This window comes from Laribacter hongkongensis DSM 14985, from assembly GCF_000423285.1.
GTDB lineage: Bacteria > Pseudomonadota > Gammaproteobacteria > Burkholderiales > Aquaspirillaceae > Laribacter > Laribacter hongkongensis.
Genome location: NZ_AUHR01000003.1, coordinates 62,395 through 84,648, shown reverse-complemented (window position 1 = coordinate 84,648; position 22,254 = coordinate 62,395). Strand labels below are relative to the sequence as shown.

Here is a 22,254-nt window from a genome sequence, read left to right as displayed (position 1 = left end):
GCGCAGCGAATTGCAACAGACGCGGCCCATTTCCACCGGATGCCGGACGAAAATGCGCATGACTAGCAGACGCCCAAAAACAAAAAAAGAAGCTGAAAGGATTTCAGCTTCTTTTTCGTCTGCGGCGGGCTGCGCTCAGGCAGGCCACCGGATCAGCAAGCAACCATGACGGTCACTTGCCCGATGCGGCTCAGGCCTTTTTCGGCGGGGTGCCTTCGGCGTGGGAAACCACGGCGTCGATCTGGACCAGGGCGCCCTTCGGCAGGTTGGCCACACCAACGGTACGGCGTGCCGGCACATAGCCCGGGAAGAACGTAGCGTAAGCTTCGTCCACGGCAGCCATGTCGTCGATGTTCTTCACGAACACGTTGACCTTGACCACGTCATCCATCTTGTGGCCGATGCTTTCCACGATGGCCTTGATGTGGCTCAGGCACTGGGCGGCCTGTTCCTTCACGCCACCGGCAACCAGTTCACCGGTTTTGGCATCCACCGGCAGCTGGGCCGAGATGTGGTTGTAGTGCGAGAAAGCCACGGTCTGGGTGGACAGTGCGCACTTCGGAGCCTTGTCGGTGTTGTTCGGCTTGATGACGATGCCGTGACGGTCTTCAACGGCTTGCGGAGGAGTACCGTCGCCATGCGAAACCACGGCTTCGATCTGCACCAGGGCGTTCATCGGCAGGCCGGCAACTTCCACGGCGGTACGTGCCGGGACATAAGCCACGGTACGGGCGATGGCCGAATCCGGGAAGAAGGTCGTATAGACTTCGTTGACGGCTTCGAGGTCCGACAGGTTCATCAGGAAGATGTTGATCTTGACGATGTCGTCAAACGGAACATCAATGCCTTCCAGGACATTCTTGATGTTGCGCAGGCACTGGGCAGCCTGTTCTTTCACGCCACCGGCAACCAGTTTGCCGGTCTTCGGATCGATCGGCAGCTGGGCGGAAATGTTGTTGTAGTGCGAGAAGGCCACGGTCTGGGTGGACAGCGGGCTTTGCGGTGCAGCAGCGGTGTTTCTTGCGATCTTGATCAGGTCGCCGGCTTGCGGTGCGTTGGGGATGGTGCCTTCGCCGTTCGACAGCAGGGCTTCGACCTGGACCAGGGCATTCATCGGCAGGGCAGCCACGGCAACCGTGGTCAGGGCCGGCACGTATCCGGTGGTGAAGAACGTCTTGTAGACTGCGCTGACAGCGTCAAGATCGGCAATGTTCTTGACAAAAATGGTGATGCGGACAACATCGTCCATGACGTGGTTGATGCTTTCAACCACGGCCTTGATGTTCTTGAAGCACTGCTCGGCCTGCTCTTTCACGCCACCAGCCACCAGCTTGCCGGATGCCGGATCAACCGGCAGTTGGGCCGAAAGATTGTTGTAATGCGAAAAAGCCACGGTTTGCGAATACGGGCCGATTGCTTTAGGGGCGTTTTGCGTATTGCGTGCCAGAACTGCGTTATAGCCACTCATAGTAATACTCACCTTTTTTGCTGGAATTCGAGGGTTGCGCGACAAAAGGCCATTGAATTTCATTCAGCTGCGATTGTCGCGATTCTATCCGGGCAACAGATATTGAATCTGTGCAAGTGCAGGCATTGCAAATGCCGGGAAGTGATTCTGAACCTACAAGAGAGAGGCAATATAGTTACGGGGTGCATGCAAGTCAATATAAAGAATCGCCATGGATTTACAAGGAGTCGCCATTGTTACTCGCAATGTATATCAATATGATGGGCATGTATTTTATGTATAAAAATCGCATATACATTGCAAAAAACATCCACAAAAATACGGCCATGAACCAGAAATCGTATGTAATACATGAATGGCCGGATATTTTAATTTTTACGTCATAAATACCGGAGCAGAAAAACCTGCCAATTGATGTTATTGATCGTTACCTTCGATACGATTTATTTAAAAACATAAAATCCACCGGTCAGCAGACATAACCATACAAACACTTTAAATCCTTTGGCATTTATTCGTGCTGGCGTATGGTGTTTCCCGGAATACCCGGCCGGATTACCTGCGGCCTGCCATGCAGTTTTGATACTGGCGCGCAGCTCCCTGCCGATACCGGTTCCTGCCTGGCTGCCAAAACCGGCTGCACCCCATCAAGATCAATATTGCTTTCCTTGATTCCCTGCCTGGTCATCAGGACTATCCAGTACCGGCCATGTGTCGCACAGGCCAGACATCCTTTGAGCCCTTGCTGCCGCAACATCGGCCGCTTCCTCGCGTCACAACGCCCTGCTTCGGACCATAGCAAACGCTCCGTACAACCAGGCTTGGGCCAAAGCGGGCTACCCAGACCTTTACCAGTGCCACTGCCAGCCCGCCTCGGCCCGCCACAGTTGTTGTCCGGGTGCGTACGAGCCGCCAGCCTGCACATACAGGCTGCCCTGACGGAAATCATGCTGGTAGCCAAGTTGCCCCTGCCAGCTGTTACGCGGGCCGGCTGCCGGCAGATAGACAGCCGGTGCCGTCAACTCCAGCGCGGGCCGGCTGCCGAACTCATGAGTGGCACCAATCCGCAGCCATATCTGGCTTTGAGGAGTCAGGTTCCGTTCCAGCCGGACGGCTGCCGCACCGTAGGCATGGCCGGTATCGACATACCGGCCGGTAATGCTGTCGTCCACCAGGCTCCAGTTGAAGTTGACATACCCGCCGCTCAACTGGGGACTGACCACCCAGCCCGGTGCCAGTTGCCAGCGCTGCCCCACGGCCAGGTGCACGCCTGCCACGGTGGCATACAAGGCATTGAAATAGTGGTCTTCGGTTGAAATCCGGGCACGTTCCCGCCCGGCCAGCAGCACGCCCCGGACAAAACGCCCGGCCTCGTCTTCCAGCTGGCCGTATGCACCGAGCTGCAGGCTGTCGAGATGAATGTACGAGCGCGCCATCGACGGAGTCACCAGCCCCTGCCCGTTGGCCTCCAGCCAGCCGCGATTCCAGGCCAGCATGCCACCGGCCCGCCAGCGAAGGCCCTGCCCCAGCTCGCCACTGCGCCCGATTCCTCCGGTGAGTGAAGCTGCTTCACCGTCAAAGGAGAAACCGTAGCGGGCATCCTGCTGCCAGTGAAAGCCGTCCACCTTCAGCCAGACGTCCCGCTCCGGCGAGGGGGCATGATCCAGCCGCTGCCCCAGAGAGGCCAGATTACCCTGCCAGATCAGGCCGGACAGGGCCGGCAAGGTGCCGTATGCCGGAATTTCCGGCAACAGGCGGTCGGGCACCGCGCTGGGTGCCGGTTTTGCCGGCGATTGCAGATACCAGTCATTGCCCTGCCGGACGATCTCCCAGACATACGGACTGCCGCGCAGGCGCAGGTCACCCGGTGTGGCCCGCCCCAGCGGATTGGCCGCCACAAAACTGCCGGTACTGCCGGCGCCGGTCCGGGCAAACAGGATGGACTCCCCCAGCTGTCCGCGCGACCCGTCATTGGCCAGCGACAGCCCGGTCGTACCCGACAGGCTGCCCTGCACGACCAGCGTGTCGGCCAGCCCGCTTTGCGCCGATACATCACCCTGCAACACGCCGTTGGCACCGTGATACTGGCCCGCCACCTGCAAGGAACCAAAAGCCGGTCCGGCACCCTGCATGGTGACCGTACCGGCATTGACCAGATTGCCTGCCACTTCGCTGCCGGCCGGTGCAATCAGCGTACCCGACACGGTCATGGTGCCGGCAGGACCGGCAAAGCCGAGCCGCCCGGCCAGCGTCAGCTCGCCCCCGCCTTGCACCAGTATCTGCCCCCAGTTCTGCCAGTCCTGCGCTCCGCTGGCCAGCGAGCCGCCATTGAGTGACGCCGTACCGGCCAGCAGCCGGGCGCCTTGCAGGACCACCAGCTCATTGTTGCCCGTACTGTCGCGCACCGTCAGCCCCGGCAACGCAACATTGCCCAGCCCCAGCCGGTTGCCGCTGCCGGTAACAGCCAGATTGCCGGCCAGCGTACCACCCTGCAGGTTGAGCACGTTGTCGCTGCCGGCCAGGGTCACGGTACCGGACAGCGTTCCGGCGGCCAGCGTGACCTGATCGCCGGAGCCAATGATGTCCAGCCCGTTGATCACCCCGCCGTTGTTGAGTACCCGGCCGCCGTCCACGGTCACGTCTTGCGCCAGCCCGCCGGCAGAAATGGTCTGGCGCCCGCCGGACAACACGGTGGTATTGCGCGTTTCGCCCCCGGACAGGACAAACTGGCTGCCCTGCGTGATCTGGTTGTCCACGGCCAGGCCACCCGCCGACACGGTCTGGCTGCCGCCATTCAGCACGTTGTGGCTGGCAATACCGCCAGACTGCACAAACTGCCGGCCGCCCTGGATCGTGGTCGACGTCGCCTGCCCTTCCACCACCTGGTCAGCGCCGCCTGCCACCGTCGTGCTGGACACCATTCCACCGCCGAGCACGGTCTGCAAACCGCGGCTGACAGTCGTGTTGCTGGCCACCCCGCCACTGGAAACCAGCTGGGTACCGCCCGTCACCGAGGTAAATTCGGCCACACCACCGGAAAGGATGAACTGCCGCCCGCCGGTCTGGATATCGGTTGTACGGGCAAAGCCGGCTACCGACTGGTCAGCCCCGGCGCCGAGGGTGGTCGAGCCGGTCGAACCTCCGGCCAGCACGTCCTGGCTGCCCAGGGTAATCAGGGTATTGCCGGCCGTACCGCCAGATGACACGGTTTGCCGTCCGCCATTGATCACGGTCGTACCGAAAACAATGCCCCCGGAGCCCACCGTCTGCTCGCCACCATTGACCAGGGTGGAATCGGCATCGCCCAGCACCTGCTGCTGTCCGCCTGCATTGATGATGCTTTGGCGGGTCCGCGCGCCAGACAGGACCGACTGGACGCCTCCGCTGTTGACGGTAGCCGATACCGCCAGCCCGCCGGGATACAGCAACTGGATCGAATCGGCATTCACCTGCGCCGAGTAGCTCTCGCCCGACAGGTCTTCCCGTCCGCCATCCACCACGCTGTTGTAGGTGCGTGCACCCACGGCAGTATCCAGCACGCCGCCGACAATGTGCAGGCCGGAGCCGACGCCGCCTGACTCCACCCGTACCCGTCCTTGCTGCACTTCGCTGCCACTGGCCAACCCGCCAGACGACACCACTTGCAGCCCGGTCGACAGGACGGTGACGTCGCGTGCCTGCCCGCCGTTGAAAATGGTCTGGGTACCGCCAACCTGACCGCCAGTCGCCGTGCCGCCGGCCAGTACGCTCTGCGCACTGCCCGCCGGAACAGTCTGGCCACTGACGGCCGAGGTAACCGGAGTCGTGAAATCTGCCACTGCCGGCATTGCCGGCAACAGGGGTACCACGCCTCCCAGAAGTCGCAGCCACCACGCTGGGCGGCAGCATGGACGCAGCGGACGCACGGCAACCGGTTTCATGCCAACCTCCGGACCTGTGGCCGGATCGTGGCCTCAACGGGAATGCGGTTCAGGGCATCAATCACCTGCTCCGGCTGGATCAGTCGCGAACACTCGAACTGCCGCGGGGTATCCCGGTGGCGCGGACACCAGAAAAAATCCGAATGGTCGAATGTCAGGCGCCCATCGTTCCAGCAGCTGTTGCAGGTGTGATGGTTGAAGATGCGGAACGGTGTCCGGAATTCGTTCTGTGGATGCGTAAAGCCGCTGATCATCACGACCGGAGTGCCCATCGTCCAGGCGAGCCAGGCCAGCCCGCTGGAAAGCCCGACAAAACAGGCGGCATGCCGCAGATAGCGGGCCCGCTCAGGCAGCGGGCGGTCTCCGGTGAGGTCTTCGCAGCCATGCGGCAGGGTGGTCCACGTCAGGCCGGCGCCATGACAGGCCTTCTGGTCGATGCACACCACCCGTAGCCCTTGATTGCGCAAATGCCGGACTACCTCCAGCCAACCGGTGGGATGGTTCCAGTACTTGCATTGCGTGGTGCTTTGTACCGCGATACAGGCATAGGGTTCGGCAATCGGACGGCTGTCATCCGGCAGCCTGATCCGCGCCGGCTCTTCCTGGTCGTCCACACCCAGGATATGCGCTGCCGTACGGTGCAGGCCCACCAGCCGGAAATCGGCCGGCTGGTAGCAGCCTTCGTCGTCGCCAAAAAACAGGCCGAGATAGTAGCTGGCATAAAAAACCGAGGTATCCAGTTCGTCCGGCGGCACAAAGCGGATGTCCGGGTAACTGTCTGCCAGCAGGCCGATCAGTCCGGGAGCCATCGAGCAGGTCAGCCGGCAACCGTGCTGGCCGGCAAAACGCGCGGCATAAGGAAACCAGCCCAGCACGTCTCCGAGCGTACCGACCGGAAACTGCACCAGTACGTCCTGTCCGGCCAGATCGAGCCGGTGCGTGAATACCAGCTGTCCGGCCTGCCACACCTCGATCCGGAACGGTACGAAATAGCGCTTGCTGCTGGTGACCCAGCCTTCGGCCAGCCGGGTGTCAAACAGGGTGTTGTGGGTCCGGGCGTCGGACAGGCGCACCTGCCAGTCTCCGGGAGGCAGATGCACCCGGGCGCCGTGGTTGAAATCAAAACGGATACCGTGCGGGGCTTCCCGCACGGGAATGGAGGCAGGCGCAACAAAAGCAGAGGGGTCGGACATGACGATTTGCCGGCAGACGCATTTTCGGTATGACTGATTCCCGTGTTAGCCCAGCCGCGTGACCGTTGCCAGCCGGGCCCCCCCTGTGGCATGCACCATATGGATGCATGGGCGCAGCACCAGCGGCTCACGTATCATCCCGGCATTGCCATCGCCCGCCTTGTCAGCCATGTTGCATTCCGCCCTTCCCGTCCTGCTTTTGATGACCATGACATGGACCACCCATGCGGCACCGATCTACAAGCATATCGACACTGACGGACAGGTCACCTATACCAACACGCCGGCCAATGACCGCCAGATCATCCGGCTGGCACCCGCAGCGCCCAGGGCGCGGACACCGGTCACACCCAGGGGCGACGGCACGGCAGCAGCATCCCGCCCGGTCAGCCAGCAACAGACGCTGTCGACACGGGACCAGCAGCGCCGGCGCATCCTCAATGAAGAATTCGCCAATGAAAGCCGGGCACTGGACAACGCCCGCCAGCAGTTGCAACAGGCACGCCAGCGTACCGGACTGCCTGCGGCCGAACTGCGGGAGCTGGAAGCACAAGTCACCGAACGGGAGAAAAACCTGCATGCGCTGCGCCAGGAACTTGGCAGTTAAAGTCAAAGGTGGCAAACATCTTGCTTGCCGTCATGGCCACCTGAACCCTGTTTCCGACCCCATGTCCGATCCCGCTCTTGCCGGTCTTGCCCTGCTTGATACTGCCCTGCTGGCGGTGGACCGGCAGGGAGCCATACGCTATGCCAATCCGGCAGCGGAAAACCTGCTGGCACTCGGCAGCCGCGAGCTGGTGCGCCATACGCTGCCGAGCCTGTTCAGCCGGGCCGAAGCCCTGATGCGCGGACTGGATGCAGCCCTCGGCCAGGATGTCAGTTTTGCCGAACACGACCTGTCCCTGGACACCGTCAACCAGCAGCACCTGCATGTGTACTGCGCCATTACGCCGATTGACGTTGCCGGCTGTGCCGCCCTGCTGGAACTGCGGCCGATCGACCAGCAGGTCCGCATTGCCAACGAAGAGCGCCTGCTGATCCAGCAGCAGGCCAACCGCGAGCTGATCCGCAACCTTGCCCACGAGATCAAGAATCCGCTGGGCGGCATCCGTGGTGCAGCCCAGTTGCTGGCCCTGGAACTGGACGACCGGCCGGAACTGGCCGAATACCTTGAAGTCATCAAGCATGAAGCCCTGCGGCTGCAACACCTGGTTGACCGCCTGCTGGCTCCCAACCAGCGTCATGTCCAGAGCAACGTCAACATCCACGAGATCCTCGAGCGGGTCCGCAGCGTGCTGCAGGCCGAATACCCCGAGGGACTTGTCATCCGCCGGGATTACGACATCAGCCTGCCGCTGCTGACGGCCGACCGCGAGCAACTGATCCAGGTCGTGCTCAACATTGCCCGCAATGCCGTACAGGCCATGCACGGCCTGGGCGAAATCACCCTGAAAACCCGCGTGGCACGCCAGGTCACCCTGGCCCGTCGCCGCCATGCACTGGCGCTGGAACTGCAAATCATCGACACCGGCCCCGGCATTCCGCCGGACATCCGCGACCATGTGTTCTATCCGCTGGTCACCGGCCGCGCCGAAGGCACCGGACTGGGACTGACGCTGGCCCAGACATTCGTTCACCAACACCAAGGCAGCATTGATTTTGATTCCCGACCGGGCCGGACCTGCTTTACCGTCCGCCTGCCGCTGGAGCCCCTTGCGGAGAAAACCCCATGAACCATGCCCCCGTCTGGATCATCGACGACGACAAATCGATCCGCTGGGTACTGGAAAAAGCCCTGTCGCGCGCCGGCATCGGATTCGAGAGCTTTGTCAGCGCAGACGACGCCCTGAACGCCATGTATGACGTGACGCCGCAGGTGGTGATCAGCGACATCCGCATGCCGGGCACCGACGGGCTCAAGTTCCTCGCCCGCATCAAAAGCCAGCATCCGGGGCTGCCGGTCATCGTCATGACGGCCCATTCGGACCTCGACAGCGCCGTATCGGCTTTTCAGGGCGGTGCCTTTGAATATTTGCCCAAGCCCTTTGACATCGACCAGGCCGTCACGCTGGTGCGTCGCGCCCTCGAAGAAGCCAACCGCGGCAACCTGCCCCCCGATGCGCCCGAGCCCCTGCCGGTATTGCTGGGGCAGGCTCCGGCCATGCAGGATGTCTTTCGCGCCATCGGCCGCCTGAGCCAGTCAAGCGTCACGGTCCTGATCACCGGTGAATCGGGCTCGGGCAAAGAGCTGGTTGCCCAGGCCCTGCACCGTCATTCGTCCCGCGCGGCCAAACCCTTTATCGCCATCAATACCGCCGCCATTCCGCGCGACCTGCTGGAAAGCGAGCTGTTCGGCCACGAGCGCGGATCTTTTACCGGCGCCCAGGCCCAGCGTCGCGGCCGGTTTGAAGAGGCCGAGGGCGGCACGCTGTTCCTGGACGAAATCGGTGACATGCCGACCGAGTTGCAGACCCGCCTGCTGCGGGTCTTGTCCGACGGACAGTTTTACCGCGTGGGTGGCCATGCTCCGATCAAGGCCAACGTGCGCGTGATTGCGGCCACCCACCAGAACCTGGAAGAACGGGTGCGCCAGGGACTGTTCCGTGAAGACCTGTTCCACCGCCTGAACGTGATCCGCCTGCGCCTGCCCCCCCTGCGCGAGCGACGCGAAGACATTCCGCTGCTGATGCGGCATTTCCTCGCCAAAAGCGCGGCCAGCCTGGGCGTCGAAGCCAAACGCCTGTCCGAGGCTGCCATGGGCGGACTGGTGGCCTACGGTTTTCCCGGCAATGTACGCGAACTGGAAAACCTCTGTCACTGGCTGACGGTCATGGCGCCCGGCCAGACCGTCGAGCCAGTGGACTTGCCGCCGGAGCTGCACGGGCGCAACACCGCAGTCACCCCTATCCCTCCTGCCGAATCCGGGGTCGTTCCCCAAGGGACGGTCGCCCCGTCCATGGCCAGCGGAACCGGCAGCTGGACCCGCCAGCTGGCCGAAGTGGCTGCTCAGCGGCTCAGGCAGGGCGAAACCGGCATCATTGACGACCTGACACGGGAATTCGAAACCACACTGATCCGGACGGCGCTGGCGCACACCGGGGGACGCCGGGTGGAAGCCGCACATCTTCTGGGACTCGGCCGCAATACCCTTACCCGCAAGGTGCAGGAGCTGGGCATGGACCACGTTACCGAGCAGGAATAGATCCGGCCGTCAGGCCGGCAGCCAGCCGCACTCGGCAAACGAAGTGCAGCCCTGCCGGCTGATGACCAAATGGTCCAGCAGGCGCACATCCACCAGCGCCAGTGCCCGGCCCAGTGCTTCGGTCAGCTCCCGGTCTGCCAGACTGGGACCGCTGTCGCCAGACGGATGATTGTGCGCCAGGATCACCGCTACGGCATGCTGGCGCAGCGCGGCCTTGACGACTTCACGCGGATAGACACGGGACTCGGTCAGCGTACCGTGCGCCACTTCTTCTACTGCCAGCAAGCGGTTCCGGGCATCCAGACACAGCAACAGCACGACCTCCTGCACGCGCATGCCGTATGCCAGCCGCAGGTAGTCATGTACGGCCTGCGGGCTGGTCAGGGCATCGGCTACCGGCAGTTTTTCGGCGAGCAGCCGGCGTGCCAGTTCGGCCACCACAGCCAGCTCGCAAGCCTTGGCCGGCCCCAGCCCCGGACTGGACACCAGCTCGGTCACCGGACGCGACAGCAGCCGGCCCAGCGACCCGGCCTCCAGCAGCAATTGCCGGGCCACATCCAGTACCGTCTTGCCGGCCATGCCGGTACGCAACAGGATGGCCAGCAGCTCGGCATCCGACAGTGCCTCAGGACCGCGCGCCAGCAGTTTTTCGCGTGGCCGCTCGGAGGCCGGCCAGTCGGTGATTTTCATGAATGGATCCGCAGTCAATGGTGGCCGACAGATTAATTCATTTGTCATTAATCTGAAAAACGGCCGGCGTAGCGGGTCGCCGGATGTACCGGCAGGCTGCTACACTCGCGACCGAAAATGCAACAGGACCTTTTGATCTCATGCAGCGACACTTTCTTGTTGGCGTCACGGGCGGCGTAGCCGCTTACAAAACCTGCGAACTGGTGCGCCTGCTGGTCAAGGCAGGTCATACCGTCGACGTGGTCATGACCGAAGCGGCCACCCGCTTTGTCGGTCCGACCACCTTTCAGGCTCTCTCCGGGCGGCCGGTTTTCCTCAGCCAGTGGGATGAGCGCCCCAGTAATGCCATGGCCCATATCGAGCTGACACGCCGGGCAGATGCGTTCCTGATTGCCCCGGCCACGGCAGACATGCTGGCCAAACTGGCCCACGGCCTGTGTGACGATCTGGTCAGTACACTGGCTGCCGCCCGTACCTGCCCGCTGATCGTGGCGCCGGCCATGAACAAGCAGATGTGGGACAACCCGCCCAACCAGCGGAACGTGACCCGCTTGCAGGCTGACGGCGTTACCGTGTTCGGCCCCGGCAGTGGCGCCCAGGCCTGTGGCGAAACCGGGGATGGCCGGATGCTGGAGCCGGAAGACCTGTTCGACCTGTTGCAGGGATTTTTTGCCAGCAAGCTGCTGGCCGGACGCCGGGTGCTTTTGACTGCCGGACCCACCTTCGAAGCCATTGATCCGGTCCGGGGGCTGACCAACATCTCCAGCGGCAAAATGGGTTACGCACTGGCTCGTGCCTGCCGGGATGCCGGAGCCGAGGTGACGCTGGTCAGCGGCCCGACAGCCCTGCGCACGCCGTATGGCATGCAATGCCTCAATGTCCGGTCAGCCCGCGACATGCTGGCCGCAGTCGAAGCGCATGTCGCCATGGCGGACGTGTTCATCAGCGTGGCGGCCGTTGCCGACTATCGCCCTCAAGTGACCAGCGAACACAAGCTGAAAAAAACCGAAGGCGGACTGCCCTCGATTGCACTGACCGAAAACCCCGACATCCTTGCCACGGTGGCTGCCCGCTCCGATGCGCCGTTCTGCGTCGGCTTTGCCGCAGAAAGCCGTGATGTACTGGGCTATGCCGACGAAAAACGCCGCCGCAAGAACGTGCCGCTGCTGGTTGCCAACCTGGCACAAAGTGCCATGGGAGCAGACGACAACGAAGTCGTGCTGCTGGATGACAGCGGCCAGCATCCCCTTCCTCGCATGGGCAAACCCGATGTTGCCCGTGCCATTGTCTCCCATCTGGCCCGTCTGCTCTGATCCTGAGCAACTGGCCGTCTTTTTGATTCCGGACCGTCCTGCATGCCTACTGTTGACCTGAAAATCCTTGATGCCCGTCTTGCCGACCAGCAACCTGCTTACGCCACCCCCGGCTCTGCCGGGCTCGACCTGCGCGCAGCCATCGATGCCGAAACCGAAATCCGGCCAGGAGAAACCCGACTGATCCCGACCGGGATTGCACTCCACCTGGAAGATCCGAGATACGCGGCCATGATCCTTCCGCGCTCAGGACTCGGCCACAAGCACGGCATCGTACTGGGCAATCTCGTGGGCCTGATCGACTCGGACTACCAGGGACAGGTTTTTGTCTCGGTATGGAACCGTGGCCACGAAACCTTCCGCCTTGCTCCGCTGGACCGCATTGCACAGATGGTGATCGTACCGGTCGTGCAGGTGGATTTCCGCGTGGTGGATGACTTCACTTCCAGCAGCCGCGGCAGTGGCGGCTTCGGTTCTACCGGCCGCCAGTAAGCCACCCGGCTTTACCCACATGCCAAAGCCGACGCCGCCATTTGACTGGCGGCGTCGGCTTTGGTGCTTTCTGGCAGTTATTCGCCCAGATAGGCAGCCCGTACGGCGTCACTGGCCAGCAGCTCGTCTGCCGGACCGGACATGGTGATGCGGCCCGACTCCATCACATAGCCCCGGTCGGAATGCTCCAGCGCCAGTTTGGCGTTTTGCTCGACCAGCAGGATGGTGACTCCCTGCTCGGAAATCATGCGGATGATTTCAAAGATTTTCTGCACCACGATCGGCGCCAGACCCATCGAGGGTTCGTCCAGCAACAGCAGTTTGGGCTTGGCCAGCATGGCGCGGCCGATGGCCAGCATCTGCTGCTCGCCACCGGACAAGGTGCCGGCCAGTTGCTTGTAGCGTTCTTTCAGCCGCGGGAACAACTGGTAGACGTTATCCATTTCCGCTTGCAGGGTCGGCTCCTTGGAGCGGTAATACGCCCCCATCAGCAGGTTTTCCTCGACCGTCAGCCGGGAAAACACGCCGCGCCCTTCCGGCACCAGCGACAGGCCCCGTTTGACGAATTCGTACACCGGCACTTTGGCGATGTCGTGACCATCGTAATGGATCGATCCGCTGCGCGGCTTGACCATGCCGACCAGCGTTTTCAGCGTCGTGGTCTTGCCGGCGCCGTTGGCGCCGATCAGCGTCACCAGTTCGCCCCGGTCGATGTGAAAATCGATGCCCTTGACTGCCTGAATGCCGCCGTAGGCCACTTCCAGATTCTTGACTTCCAAGAGACTCATGCGTGGGCCGCTCCCAGATACGCTTCGATAACGCGCGGGTTGCTCTTCACCTCGGCCGGCAGGCCTTCGGCAATTTTCTTGCCATAATCCAGCACCGCAATGCGGTCACAGAGCGTCATCATCAATTTGACGTCATGCTCGATCAACAACAGTGTCACACCCTGATTACGGATTTTTTCCATCAGGAACTGCAACGCCTCGGTCTCTTTCGGGTTCATCCCTGCTGCCGGCTCGTCCAGCGCCAGGAGCGTCGGATCAGTGGCCAGCGCCCGGGCAATTTCCAGCCGGCGCTGGTGACCGTAACTGAGGTTCTTGGCCCGCTCGCTGGCGACATTGCGGATGCCGACGAAGTCCAGAAGCTCGATCGAGCGCTGGCGAATGGCCTTTTCTTCGGCCATGGTCCGACGGTCGCGCAGGATGGCGCCCAAGGCACCGGCCTTCGTCCGGACATGCCGGCCGACCATGACGTTTTCCAGTGCCGTCATCTCGCCAAACAGACGGATGTTCTGGAACGTACGGGCAATACCGGCCTCCACCACCACGTGCGGTTTCTTGCGAAAGAGATCCCGGCCGTTGAAGGTGAATGAGCCCTCGTCCGGCTGGTACAGGCCGGTCAGTACGTTGAACAGCGTGGTCTTGCCGGCACCGTTCGGGCCGATCAGACCGTAAATCTCGCCTTTGTTGATCGTGAGGCCCACTTCATTCAGGGCCACGAGGCCGCCAAAGCGTTTGGTGATGCCTTCGATTTTGAGCAGCGTTTCCGCCATGGCTTACCCCTTGAGTCCATCAGCGGCCTGCGAATCCACCGCAGGCACTTCATCATCGATCGCGTCGTGGAATTCTGCCTTGCGCCGCTTGTTCGGCCACAGGCCTTCCGGACGCAACAGCATGACGAGGATCAGGGCAAGACCGAACAGCAGCATGCGGGCGTTTTCAGGGTCGATCAGCATCTTGCCGAACGCCATCATCTGCACCGGGCCGATGACGTCACGCAGGATTTCCGGCGTCACGGTCAGCAACACGGCCCCAAGGATCACCCCCGGGATATGCCCCATCCCGCCCAGCACTACCATGGACAGCACCATGATCGACTCGAGCAGGCCGAACGATTCGGGCGACACGAAACCCTGGAAGCTCGAGAACAGTCCGCCGGCCACACCGCCGAACGTGGCCCCGAGGGCAAACGCCAGCAGCTTGATGTTGCGGATGTTGAGCCCCATGGCGCTGGCTGCGATGTCGTCTTCACGCAGGGCCACCCAGGCACGACCAATACGGGAATGCTGCAGGCGCGAGCACACCACGACAGTCAGGATGGTCAGGATCAGGAACAGGTAGTAATAGAGGTAAACGCTATTGACTGTCACGCCCATGACAGTGAGCGACTTGCCCAACGACACGCCAGCCACTTCGACCGGGCGGATCATGTTGATCCCCTGAGGCCCGTTGGTGATGTTGACCGGAGCGTTCAGGTTGTTGAGGAAGATCCGGATGATTTCACCAAAGCCCAGCGTCACGATGGCGAGATAGTCGCCCCGCAGCTTGAGCACCGGTGTCCCCAGCATGATGCCGAAAACGGCAGCCAGGAATGCGCCGACCGGCAGGATCATCCACCACGCCCAGAAAATGTCGAAGTGCGGGGAGTTGAGCAGCGCATAGGTGTAGGCACCCACGGCATAAAAAGCGATGTAGCCCAGGTCAAGCAGGCCGGCAAAGCCCACCACGATGTTGAGGCCCAGCGCCAGCATGATGTAGAGCAGCGCGAAATCGAGCGTGCGCACCCAAGAGTTGCCCAGCGTCTTGCCGACCAGGAACGGCAGGACCGCCAGCAGGATGCCGCAGAGGATGAACAGCGCGATCTGCGCCTTGCGGGAAAGAGTCATCATGAAAGGGTCTCCGGAATCAGGCGCGCTCGGCGACACGCTCGCCCATCAGGCCGGACGGGCGGAACACCAGAACCAGGATGAGCACGGCAAAGGCAAAGATGTCCTGATAGTGCGATCCGAGGAAGCCACCGGTCAGGCTGCCGATATAGCCCGCACCCAGTGATTCGATCACGCCGAGCAGGATGCCGCCGACCACTGCACCACCGAGGTTGCCGATACCGCCGAGTACGGCAGCGGTAAAGGCTTTGAGGCCGATGATGAAGCCCATGTGCGAGTGCGCCTGGTCATAGTTGGCAGCCACCATCACGCCGGCAATCGCGCCCAGCCCGGCACCGATCACGAAGGTGGCGGAAATGACCGAGTTGACGTTGACACCCATCAGTCCGGCCACGGCCGGATTCTGGCTGGTCGCACGCATGGCGCGGCCAAGCTTGGTTTTTTCGGTCATGAGCAGCAAGCCGGCCATGATGGCAATGGCCAGCACGATGATGACGACCTGGAGGTCGGTGATGCTGGCACCGAATACATCAATCGGGTTGTGCGGCAGCAGCGACGGGAACGGGATGTAGTTCCGGCCCCAGATCAGGATGGCCACGTTTTGCAGCACGATCGACAGGCCGATGGCCGTGATCAGCGGTGCCAGACGCGGCGCATTGCGCAAGGGCCGGTAAGCAACCCGTTCGATCAGGAAACCGACCAGCATGCAGGTGGGCACCGCCACCATCAATGCCATCAGCACCAGCACCGGACCAGGCAAGGCCAGCCCCATGCTTGAAAAAACACCCAGCACACTGATGGTGACCATGGCTCCGATCATGGTCACTTCACCGTGGGCGAAGTTAATCAGGCCCATGATGCCGTAAACCATCGTGTAGCCCAGGGCGATCAGTGCATAGATACTGCCCAGCACGAGGCCGTTCAGTATTTGTTGCAGCAGAATGTCCACAGGATTCTCCTCTGACGCGATAGCGATGCCGTAACCATTAACGCTACCGTTTGTTATATGCGATTACTGTCTATTGCAGACAGAAACGCCGCGAATTATCCCGAGGCCATACTTGACTGTCAACGAAACAAAGATGATTTTATGCGCATTTTTGTGGATTATGACACTATTCACAGCACTATTTACCAAATAACAACGCTTTTAAAGTGCTTTAATCCAATACATGAACTGTTTTCGTGCATAGACATGCCGTAAACGCACCAATTTAGCGCATGAAATATCTACTTACCTGATGAGTCAGGTGGATATTCTGCATGTCCACAAATTGACCGACAATTATATTGCCCAAAGGACGGTTGCCACCAATGAGTATATTTACCTAAAAAAGCATTTTCACCGCAATAAAGACAGGGGTGGCGGACATGAAAATGCCGGCGTATTTACAGACATGCCCGTAAAGGGCATGAACATGCAAACAGCCGGCAAACCGAAAATCCGGAATGACGAAAAATCAGGGCCAGCGAGGCTGGCAGGCCACGATCCGTACCGGATTTCCTTCATTGACCTGCAAGCGGGCAGCCTGCTCCGGCAACAGCAGAAGCTCTCCGAAGTCCGGTAACGGCGCTTCAATCAGGATTGCCCGGAACTGTTCCCGCAAATGATTGGCAACCAGCCATTTGTCGCACACGGCACCGGCCGGTAAAGAGTCAACAAATTTAACTTTTACCTCCCGGCTTTCACGCACTGCGCGAATCTCCTGGACATGAGCCTGTACCGTCGGGCCGGCATCAAAAATGTCGACATATCCTTCAAACCGCAGCCCTTCACTTTCAAACTGGGCCCGGGCCGCCCGGCTGTTTTCGTGCGTACGGGCAATCACGGACTGGGCTTCGGGCGGCAGGAAATCGGTATACACCGGATACTTGGGCATCAGTTCCGCCACGAAAGCCTTTTCTCCGGCATTGGTCAGAGAATCTGCGTACGCAAAATCCAGCCCGAAGAAATGCCGGCCCAGCGCCTCCCAGAAAGGGGAGCGCCCATCAGCGTCCAGATACCCCCGCATTTCAGCGGTTACCACCGGGCCAAACAGCTCCGGATATTGGGCAATGAACAAAAAGCGGGCTTTTGACAGCAGGTTGTTACTGTCCGCCGACAGATAATCCGGATGCAGGAACAGGGACGTCAGCTCGCTGTAGCCGGTGTGATCGTTGGACAGAAACAGCGTGGCGTGTCGGGAATAGATTCCCAGTTCCTTCGAAGCATGCACGATGGTACCGACCCGGTAGTTGTACCAAGGTTCGCGCAGACCCAGGGCAGCCTCGATCCCGGAAATACCGGCCAGCTTGCCGGTCTGGCCATCTTCAAGCGCAAAGACATAGCGGCGGTCAGCCAGCTCCAGCTCACCGGCGAATGACTGGCATGAACGCTGGATCAGGACAAACAGCTGTTCAATGTTGGATTGCAACATGCTGCGCCCGGCATCAGCGACCCGGGACAGCTCGACCAGCGCATCAAGATCGCCAGGCTCGACCGGACGAATCAGCATCATGCTGCAACCTCCTCACGGATGGCACATACCAGGTCAGACGTACTGACCAGCAAGGTTTCTGCCACCTCAGGCGTAATCCACAACTGGCCATGCCACAGGCAGGCCGGAGTCTGCACGACCCGGAAATCCACTGATTTGCCATTGGCGACCAGCCAGACATGCGGATTGGTCGGCATGCTGGCAGAGATCACCACCGGCCAGCGCCGGCTGCCGGCAATCGTGGCCACATTGCGGGCATCAGCGGTCAGCACGGCACCGCCATCAAAGATGTCGATATAGCGTTCGGCTTCAAACCCCTCGTGCAGCAGGGCTGCAAACGGCAGCTCGCTCTGGGGGTGGATCTGTCCCATGACCTGCTGGGCCGCCCCCGGCAGCAGCGGAACGTAAACCGGATACGTCGGCATCAGTTCGGCGACGAAAGTCTTGCTCTTGGTGGAAATCAGGTGTTCGGCTTCCACATAACTCATCTTGAAGAAGCGGCGACCGATCGCCTCCCAGAACGGCGACTGGTCCTGCTCGTCACACCAGCCGGGAAATTCAGCCACCATTTGCGGCGCAAACCGCTCGGGCTGGCAGGCAATGAACAAAAGACGGGCCCGGGACAGGAAATTCACCGTGGCCGCAACCGGAAACGGCACGAAGCAGCCATCCAGCTGGGTCGCTCCGGTCAGGTCATGGCACATGTTGAGTGCGTGAATGCGGTTATTGACCTGCAGGCTCGGGCTTGCGTGGACCAGGGTTTCGTTGCGGTAGTTGTAAAACGGCTCGTTCAGGCCGGCACTTGCCACAATGGCAGCAGTCCCCAGGGCCTCACCTTCATCCTCCAGCATGAAGACATAAATTTCGTCTCCCTGCCGGCCAGCATCACTGGCAAACGAAGCCATCGAGCGCCGGATGCGGCCGAACAGCCGCTCCCGGTCACTTGGCAGGCTCGTCATCCCGACCCCGCTCTGCTCGGCAAAACATTCCAGTGCCGGCAAATCGGACACCCGGACAGGACGAACCTGTAGCATGCGTTTCTCCTGAGTCGTGATTACAGTCGGGCCATCTGGACGGCAGCCTGGCGCAAGCGGGCCAGACCCTCGTCGAGGTCTGCATCATCAATGACCAGGCTCGGTGCCAGCCGCACCACGTTGGCCCCGGCCACCAGCACCATCAGCCCCTGCTGCTCGGCAGCCTTGACCACATCCTTGGCCCGACCGCCATAGGCCGGCGCCATGACGGCTCCGAGCAACAGCCCCATGCCGCGCACTTCGGAAAAAAGCCCGAACTCTTCACCGATGGCCCGCAACCCTGCGGCCAGCCGCTCGCCCTTGGCTTTTACGCCATCCAGCACAGCCGGTGTATTGACAATATCGATCACGCGCTCGGCTACTGCCGTCGCCAGCGGGTTGCCGCCGTAGGTCGAACCATGCGTGCCTACCGAGAAACTGGCGGCGACTTTGGCCGTGGTCAGCATCGCGCCGATCGGGAAACCGCCGCCCAGCGATTTGGCGCTGGACAGGATGTCCGGCACCACACCGTAGTGCATGTAGGCATACAGGGAGCCCGTACGGCCGGCGCCGGTCTGCACCTCATCAAAAATGAGCAAGGCATGGTAGCGGTCGGCCAGTTCGCGTGCTGCACGCAAAAACTCCGGATCAGCCGGGAAGACCCCGCCTTCCCCCTGGATAGGCTCCAGCACGATGGCGGCCACGTCCTCGCCCATGGCGGCTTCCAGCGAGGCAATGTCGTTGTAATCGCAATGGCGGATACCGGCCGGTGCCGGCGCAAAACCTTCCACGTATTTCGGCTGCCCGCCGACCGAGACCGTAAACAGCGTCCGGCCATGAAAGCTGTTGCGGGTCGCCACGATGACGTTCTTGCCTGCACCATGGTTATCCATGGCGTATTTGCGGGCCAGCTTGAAGCTGGCTTCATTGGCTTCTGCGCCGGAATTGCAGAAAAACACCCGCTCGGCGAATGTGGCGGCCGTCAGCTTTATGGCCAGCCGCAATACCGGTTCGTTGGTCATGGCATTGGAAACATGCCAGAGTTTCCCGGCCTGTTCGGTCAAGGCCTCGACAAGCTGCGGATGGCAATGCCCCAGGGAATTGACTGCGATGCCACCGGCAAAATCCAGATATTCCCGGCCATCCTGATCCCAGAGCCGGGCACCCAGCCCTTTGACCGGAACAAATCCGGCGGGTGCGTAATTCGGCACCATCACTTCATCAAATGTGGCACGCGTAACAGTCAGCGACATCTTGTATTCCCCTGAAAACAATTCTCCGGCATCCATGGCTTTGATGATTGAAATTCTGGTTAAGCCTCTGGAACCCTTGTCTTTGCCACATGAAATGGCATATCAGCCCGAACTTATCACTTCCGGCGACAGTAGGAAAACACCGATGGCACAAACCGCTAAAAAATGGCTCTATTTACGCTATCCATGCGCAATGGATGCCATCCTCCCGGCCGGTTGACGAAATAGCCCGCCTCCTCCGGACCCCAGCTGCCAGCGACATAGTCGTATACCGGCATGGACTCGGCCAGCACCGGATCAACAATGCGCCAGGCCGCATCTACCTCGTCCTCCCGGGCGAACAGCCCCGGGTCACCGTGCACCGCATCCAGCAGCAGGCGTTCGTACGGCCCAGCTTCCTCCGGATGCTGATGCATGGCAAACAGCTCGACGGTTTCTCCGCGCATGCCCTCCCCAGGAGCCTTGACCCGCGCCCCCATGGCAATGGCAACATCCGGCGACAGCCGAAAACGCAGGTAATTGCTGTAGCCCAGATGATGCTCGCTAAACATGGCCTGTGGCGGACGCCGGAACTCCACCATCACTTCAGTAGCCGACATGGGCAGGTTTTTACCCGATCGCAGGTAGACCGGCACGCCAGCCCAGCGCCAGTTGTGGATTTCCAGCCGGACAGCGGCATAGGTTTCCACACGGGATTCAGGTGCCACCCCGGCCTCCTGCCGGTAACCACGGTACTGTCCGCATACGACATTTCTGGCTTCCAGCGGTCGCACGGCCCGCAACAGCTTGGCCTTTTCGTCCCGCACGGCCTCGATGTCATCGCCTGTCGGCGCTTCCATGGTCAGGCATGCCAGTACTTGCAGCAGGTGATTCTGGATCACGTCGCGTATTGCGCCGGCCTCTTCATAGAAGTGTCCACGACTGCCGACACCGGATTTTTCGGCCAGCGTGACCTGGATATTGTCGATGTAATGACGGTTCCAGACCGGCTCCAGAAAACTGTTGGCAAACCGGAAATACAGCAGGTTCTGGACAGCTTCCTTGCCCAGATAATGATCGATCCTGAACACGTCCCGCTCGCGGAAAACCCCGTGCAAGACCCGGTTGAGCGCCCGGCTGCCGGCCAGATCCCTTCCGAACGGCTTTTCCACAACCACGCGCGCCCCGCGCGCAGCCCCGGCATGATCCAGTCCGCCAATCACCACCGGAAACAGCGAAGGCGGGATGGCCAGGTAGTACAGCGGGTGCTGGCAGCCGGCCAGAGTCTCCCGCAGGCGCACATAAGCAGCACTGTCATGGTAATCGCCCTGCACGAAGGCCAGCCGCGCCTCCAGGTGCGCGCAGGCCGCAGGATCAACCTTCAGGTGCGCCTGTTGCAATGATTCGCGCAACCGGGCGATCAGTCGCGGCAGATCAAATTCACCGCGGGCAACACCGATGACCGGCAGGTCAAGCTGCTGCCGGGCAAACAGGCTGTAGACCGCTGGCAGGATCTTGCGGAAGGCCAGATCCCCGCTGATGCCGAACAGCACCAGCGCATCACAACGGACCGGAGTCATGCCCTGGATGTGGCAGGTGCAGGATTCATGTGACCACCGAACTGGTAGCGCAATGCTGACAGCAGGCGGTTGGCAAAATCATCCTGACCGCGCGAGCTGTAACGCCCGAACAGGGCAGCTGTCAGCACAGGACACGGCACACCGGAATCCACCGCCGCCCGCACGGTCCAGCGCCCTTCACCCGAGTCGGCGACCTGCGGAGAAAACTGCTCCAGCGCCGGGTCAAGCAGCAGGGACATGGAAGCCAGGTCCAGCAGCCAGCTGGAAATCACGCTGCCGTGCCGCCACAGCTCGGCAATGTCTGCCAAGGGCAGCGTGTAGGAATAATGATCCGGGTCCACACCCGGCTGCGGAGGAAAATGACTGGCAAAGTCGGCGTGCTCCAGCAGGTTGAAGCCTTCGGCCAGCGCGGCCATCATGCCGTATTCGATGCCGTTATGAACCATTTTGACAAAGTGGCCCGAGCCGGACTGTCCGCAGAACAGGAATCCGCGCTCGGCCCCTGCGGCTTCGGGAGGAGTGCTGGGTGCCAGCGCCATGAAGACAGGCTCCAGACGTTTTGCGGCAACCGGATCGCCACCGATCATCAGGCAATAGCCACGTTCCAGCCCCCAGATACCGCCAGATACGCCGACATCCAGATAATGCACGCCCCGTACGTCGCACTGGCGCGCGCGGGCCTGGGTGTCCTGGTAGAAGGCATTGCCGCCATCGACGATGATGTCGCCCGGGTCGAGATATGGCAGGATTTCACTCAGGACCAGATCAATGCGCCCCACCGGCAGCATCATCCAGATCACCCTGGGCGAAGGCAGCCGGGCACACATGTCGGCCGGATCGATCATGACATGCGCACCACACTCGGCCAGCGCATCGCTGGCGGCCAGGTTCACATCATTGACATACACATGATGCCCGCCGCGAATCAGACGGCGCGTCATATTGCTGCCCATGCGTCCCAGCCCGATCATGCCGAGTTCCATTTCAGTCTCCAATCAAATGTTGC

Annotated in this window: 18 protein-coding genes; 5 read left to right on the top strand and 13 right to left on the bottom strand. The window is 61.3% G+C overall.

Translation table 11 applies throughout. The annotated features are described in order from the left end of the window. Positions 1-190: 190 nt before the first annotated feature. From G542_RS0103350 to G542_RS15755, 3 genes are all read right to left on the bottom strand, one after another. Positions 191-1,468, bottom strand: a complete 1,278-nt coding sequence (locus G542_RS0103350) for a Rid family detoxifying hydrolase (protein ID WP_027823367.1) — start codon at positions 1,466-1,468, stop codon at positions 191-193. An 848-nt stretch (positions 1,469-2,316) separates the two neighbouring features. After that, positions 2,317-5,388, bottom strand: a complete 3,072-nt coding sequence (locus tag G542_RS0103340) for an autotransporter outer membrane beta-barrel domain-containing protein (protein ID WP_081666720.1) — start codon at positions 5,386-5,388, stop codon at positions 2,317-2,319. After that, positions 5,385-6,581: an autotransporter strand-loop-strand O-heptosyltransferase gene (locus G542_RS15755; protein WP_034984957.1), complete on the bottom strand. Its 1,197-nt coding sequence runs from the start codon at positions 6,579-6,581 to the stop codon at positions 5,385-5,387. Before G542_RS15755 ends, G542_RS0103340 begins: the two co-directional genes overlap by 4 nt. 208 nt (positions 6,582-6,789) lie before the next feature. Here G542_RS15755 and G542_RS0103325 point away from each other — a divergent pair, with 208 nt between their 5' ends. From G542_RS0103325 to ntrC, 3 genes are all read left to right on the top strand, one after another. After that, positions 6,790-7,188: a DUF4124 domain-containing protein gene (locus tag G542_RS0103325; RefSeq protein WP_162142323.1), complete on the top strand. Its 399-nt coding sequence runs from the start codon at positions 6,790-6,792 to the stop codon at positions 7,186-7,188. Positions 7,189-7,249: 61 nt separating this feature from the next. Next, positions 7,250-8,314, top strand: a complete 1,065-nt coding sequence (gene glnL / locus G542_RS0103320; RefSeq protein ID WP_027823364.1) for a nitrogen regulation protein NR(II) — start codon at positions 7,250-7,252, stop codon at positions 8,312-8,314. Continuing rightward, the gene (ntrC, locus tag G542_RS0103315; protein WP_012697376.1) at positions 8,311-9,783 is read left to right on the top strand and encodes a nitrogen regulation protein NR(I); all 1,473 of its coding nucleotides are present in this window, start codon (positions 8,311-8,313) and stop codon (positions 9,781-9,783) included. The genes glnL and ntrC overlap by 4 nt, the downstream gene beginning before the upstream one ends. A gap of 9 nt (positions 9,784-9,792) precedes the next feature. Here ntrC and radC read toward each other — a convergent pair whose 3' ends face one another. After that, entirely contained in the window at positions 9,793-10,473 is a 681-nt protein-coding gene (radC, locus tag G542_RS0103310) for a RadC family protein (protein WP_012697377.1), read from the bottom strand. A gap of 140 nt (positions 10,474-10,613) precedes the next feature. Between radC and coaBC the strand changes: the two genes are divergently transcribed. Then, positions 10,614-11,786 carry a bifunctional phosphopantothenoylcysteine decarboxylase/phosphopantothenate--cysteine ligase CoaBC gene (gene coaBC, locus G542_RS0103305; RefSeq protein ID WP_012697379.1) on the top strand — a complete coding sequence of 391 codons (1,173 nt, stop codon included), beginning with the start codon at positions 10,614-10,616 and terminating at the stop codon, positions 11,784-11,786. A 42-nt stretch (positions 11,787-11,828) separates the two neighbouring features. Then, positions 11,829-12,278: a dUTP diphosphatase gene (gene dut / locus G542_RS0103300; protein WP_012697380.1), complete on the top strand. Its 450-nt coding sequence runs from the start codon at positions 11,829-11,831 to the stop codon at positions 12,276-12,278. A 77-nt stretch (positions 12,279-12,355) separates the two neighbouring features. On the opposite strand, the gene G542_RS0103295 is transcribed toward dut, so the two are convergent. From G542_RS0103295 to gnd, 9 genes are all read right to left on the bottom strand, one after another. After that, positions 12,356-13,066: an ABC transporter ATP-binding protein gene (locus G542_RS0103295; protein WP_027823363.1), complete on the bottom strand. Its 711-nt coding sequence runs from the start codon at positions 13,064-13,066 to the stop codon at positions 12,356-12,358. Beyond that, complete coding sequence (locus G542_RS0103290; RefSeq protein ID WP_012697382.1) at positions 13,063-13,833, bottom strand: ABC transporter ATP-binding protein; 771 nt, start codon at positions 13,831-13,833, stop codon at positions 13,063-13,065. Before G542_RS0103290 ends, G542_RS0103295 begins: the two co-directional genes overlap by 4 nt. 3 nt (positions 13,834-13,836) lie before the next feature. Then, positions 13,837-14,949 carry an ABC transporter permease subunit gene (locus tag G542_RS0103285; RefSeq protein WP_012697383.1) on the bottom strand — a complete coding sequence of 371 codons (1,113 nt, stop codon included), beginning with the start codon at positions 14,947-14,949 and terminating at the stop codon, positions 13,837-13,839. A gap of 16 nt (positions 14,950-14,965) precedes the next feature. Further along, positions 14,966-15,895: a branched-chain amino acid ABC transporter permease gene (locus G542_RS0103280; protein ID WP_012697384.1), complete on the bottom strand. Its 930-nt coding sequence runs from the start codon at positions 15,893-15,895 to the stop codon at positions 14,966-14,968. A 511-nt stretch (positions 15,896-16,406) separates the two neighbouring features. Next, a complete protein-coding gene (astA, locus tag G542_RS0103275) occupies positions 16,407-17,444 on the bottom strand; it encodes an arginine N-succinyltransferase (RefSeq protein ID WP_012697386.1) in 1,038 nt (345 codons plus the stop codon). Next, on the bottom strand, positions 17,441-18,457 hold the full coding sequence (gene astA, locus G542_RS0103270; protein ID WP_012697387.1) for an arginine N-succinyltransferase: 1,017 nt from the start codon (positions 18,455-18,457) through the stop codon (positions 17,441-17,443). Before astA (G542_RS0103270) ends, astA (G542_RS0103275) begins: the two co-directional genes overlap by 4 nt. 20 nt (positions 18,458-18,477) lie before the next feature. Continuing rightward, the gene (locus tag G542_RS0103265; protein ID WP_027823362.1) at positions 18,478-19,689 is read right to left on the bottom strand and encodes an aspartate aminotransferase family protein; all 1,212 of its coding nucleotides are present in this window, start codon (positions 19,687-19,689) and stop codon (positions 18,478-18,480) included. A gap of 158 nt (positions 19,690-19,847) precedes the next feature. Next, positions 19,848-21,248 carry a glucose-6-phosphate dehydrogenase gene (gene zwf, locus G542_RS0103260; protein ID WP_012697389.1) on the bottom strand — a complete coding sequence of 467 codons (1,401 nt, stop codon included), beginning with the start codon at positions 21,246-21,248 and terminating at the stop codon, positions 19,848-19,850. Continuing rightward, entirely contained in the window at positions 21,245-22,231 is a 987-nt protein-coding gene (gene gnd, locus G542_RS0103255) for a phosphogluconate dehydrogenase (NAD(+)-dependent, decarboxylating) (protein ID WP_027823361.1), read from the bottom strand. The genes zwf and gnd overlap by 4 nt, the downstream gene beginning before the upstream one ends. Between the last annotated feature and the right edge of the window lie 23 nt (positions 22,232-22,254).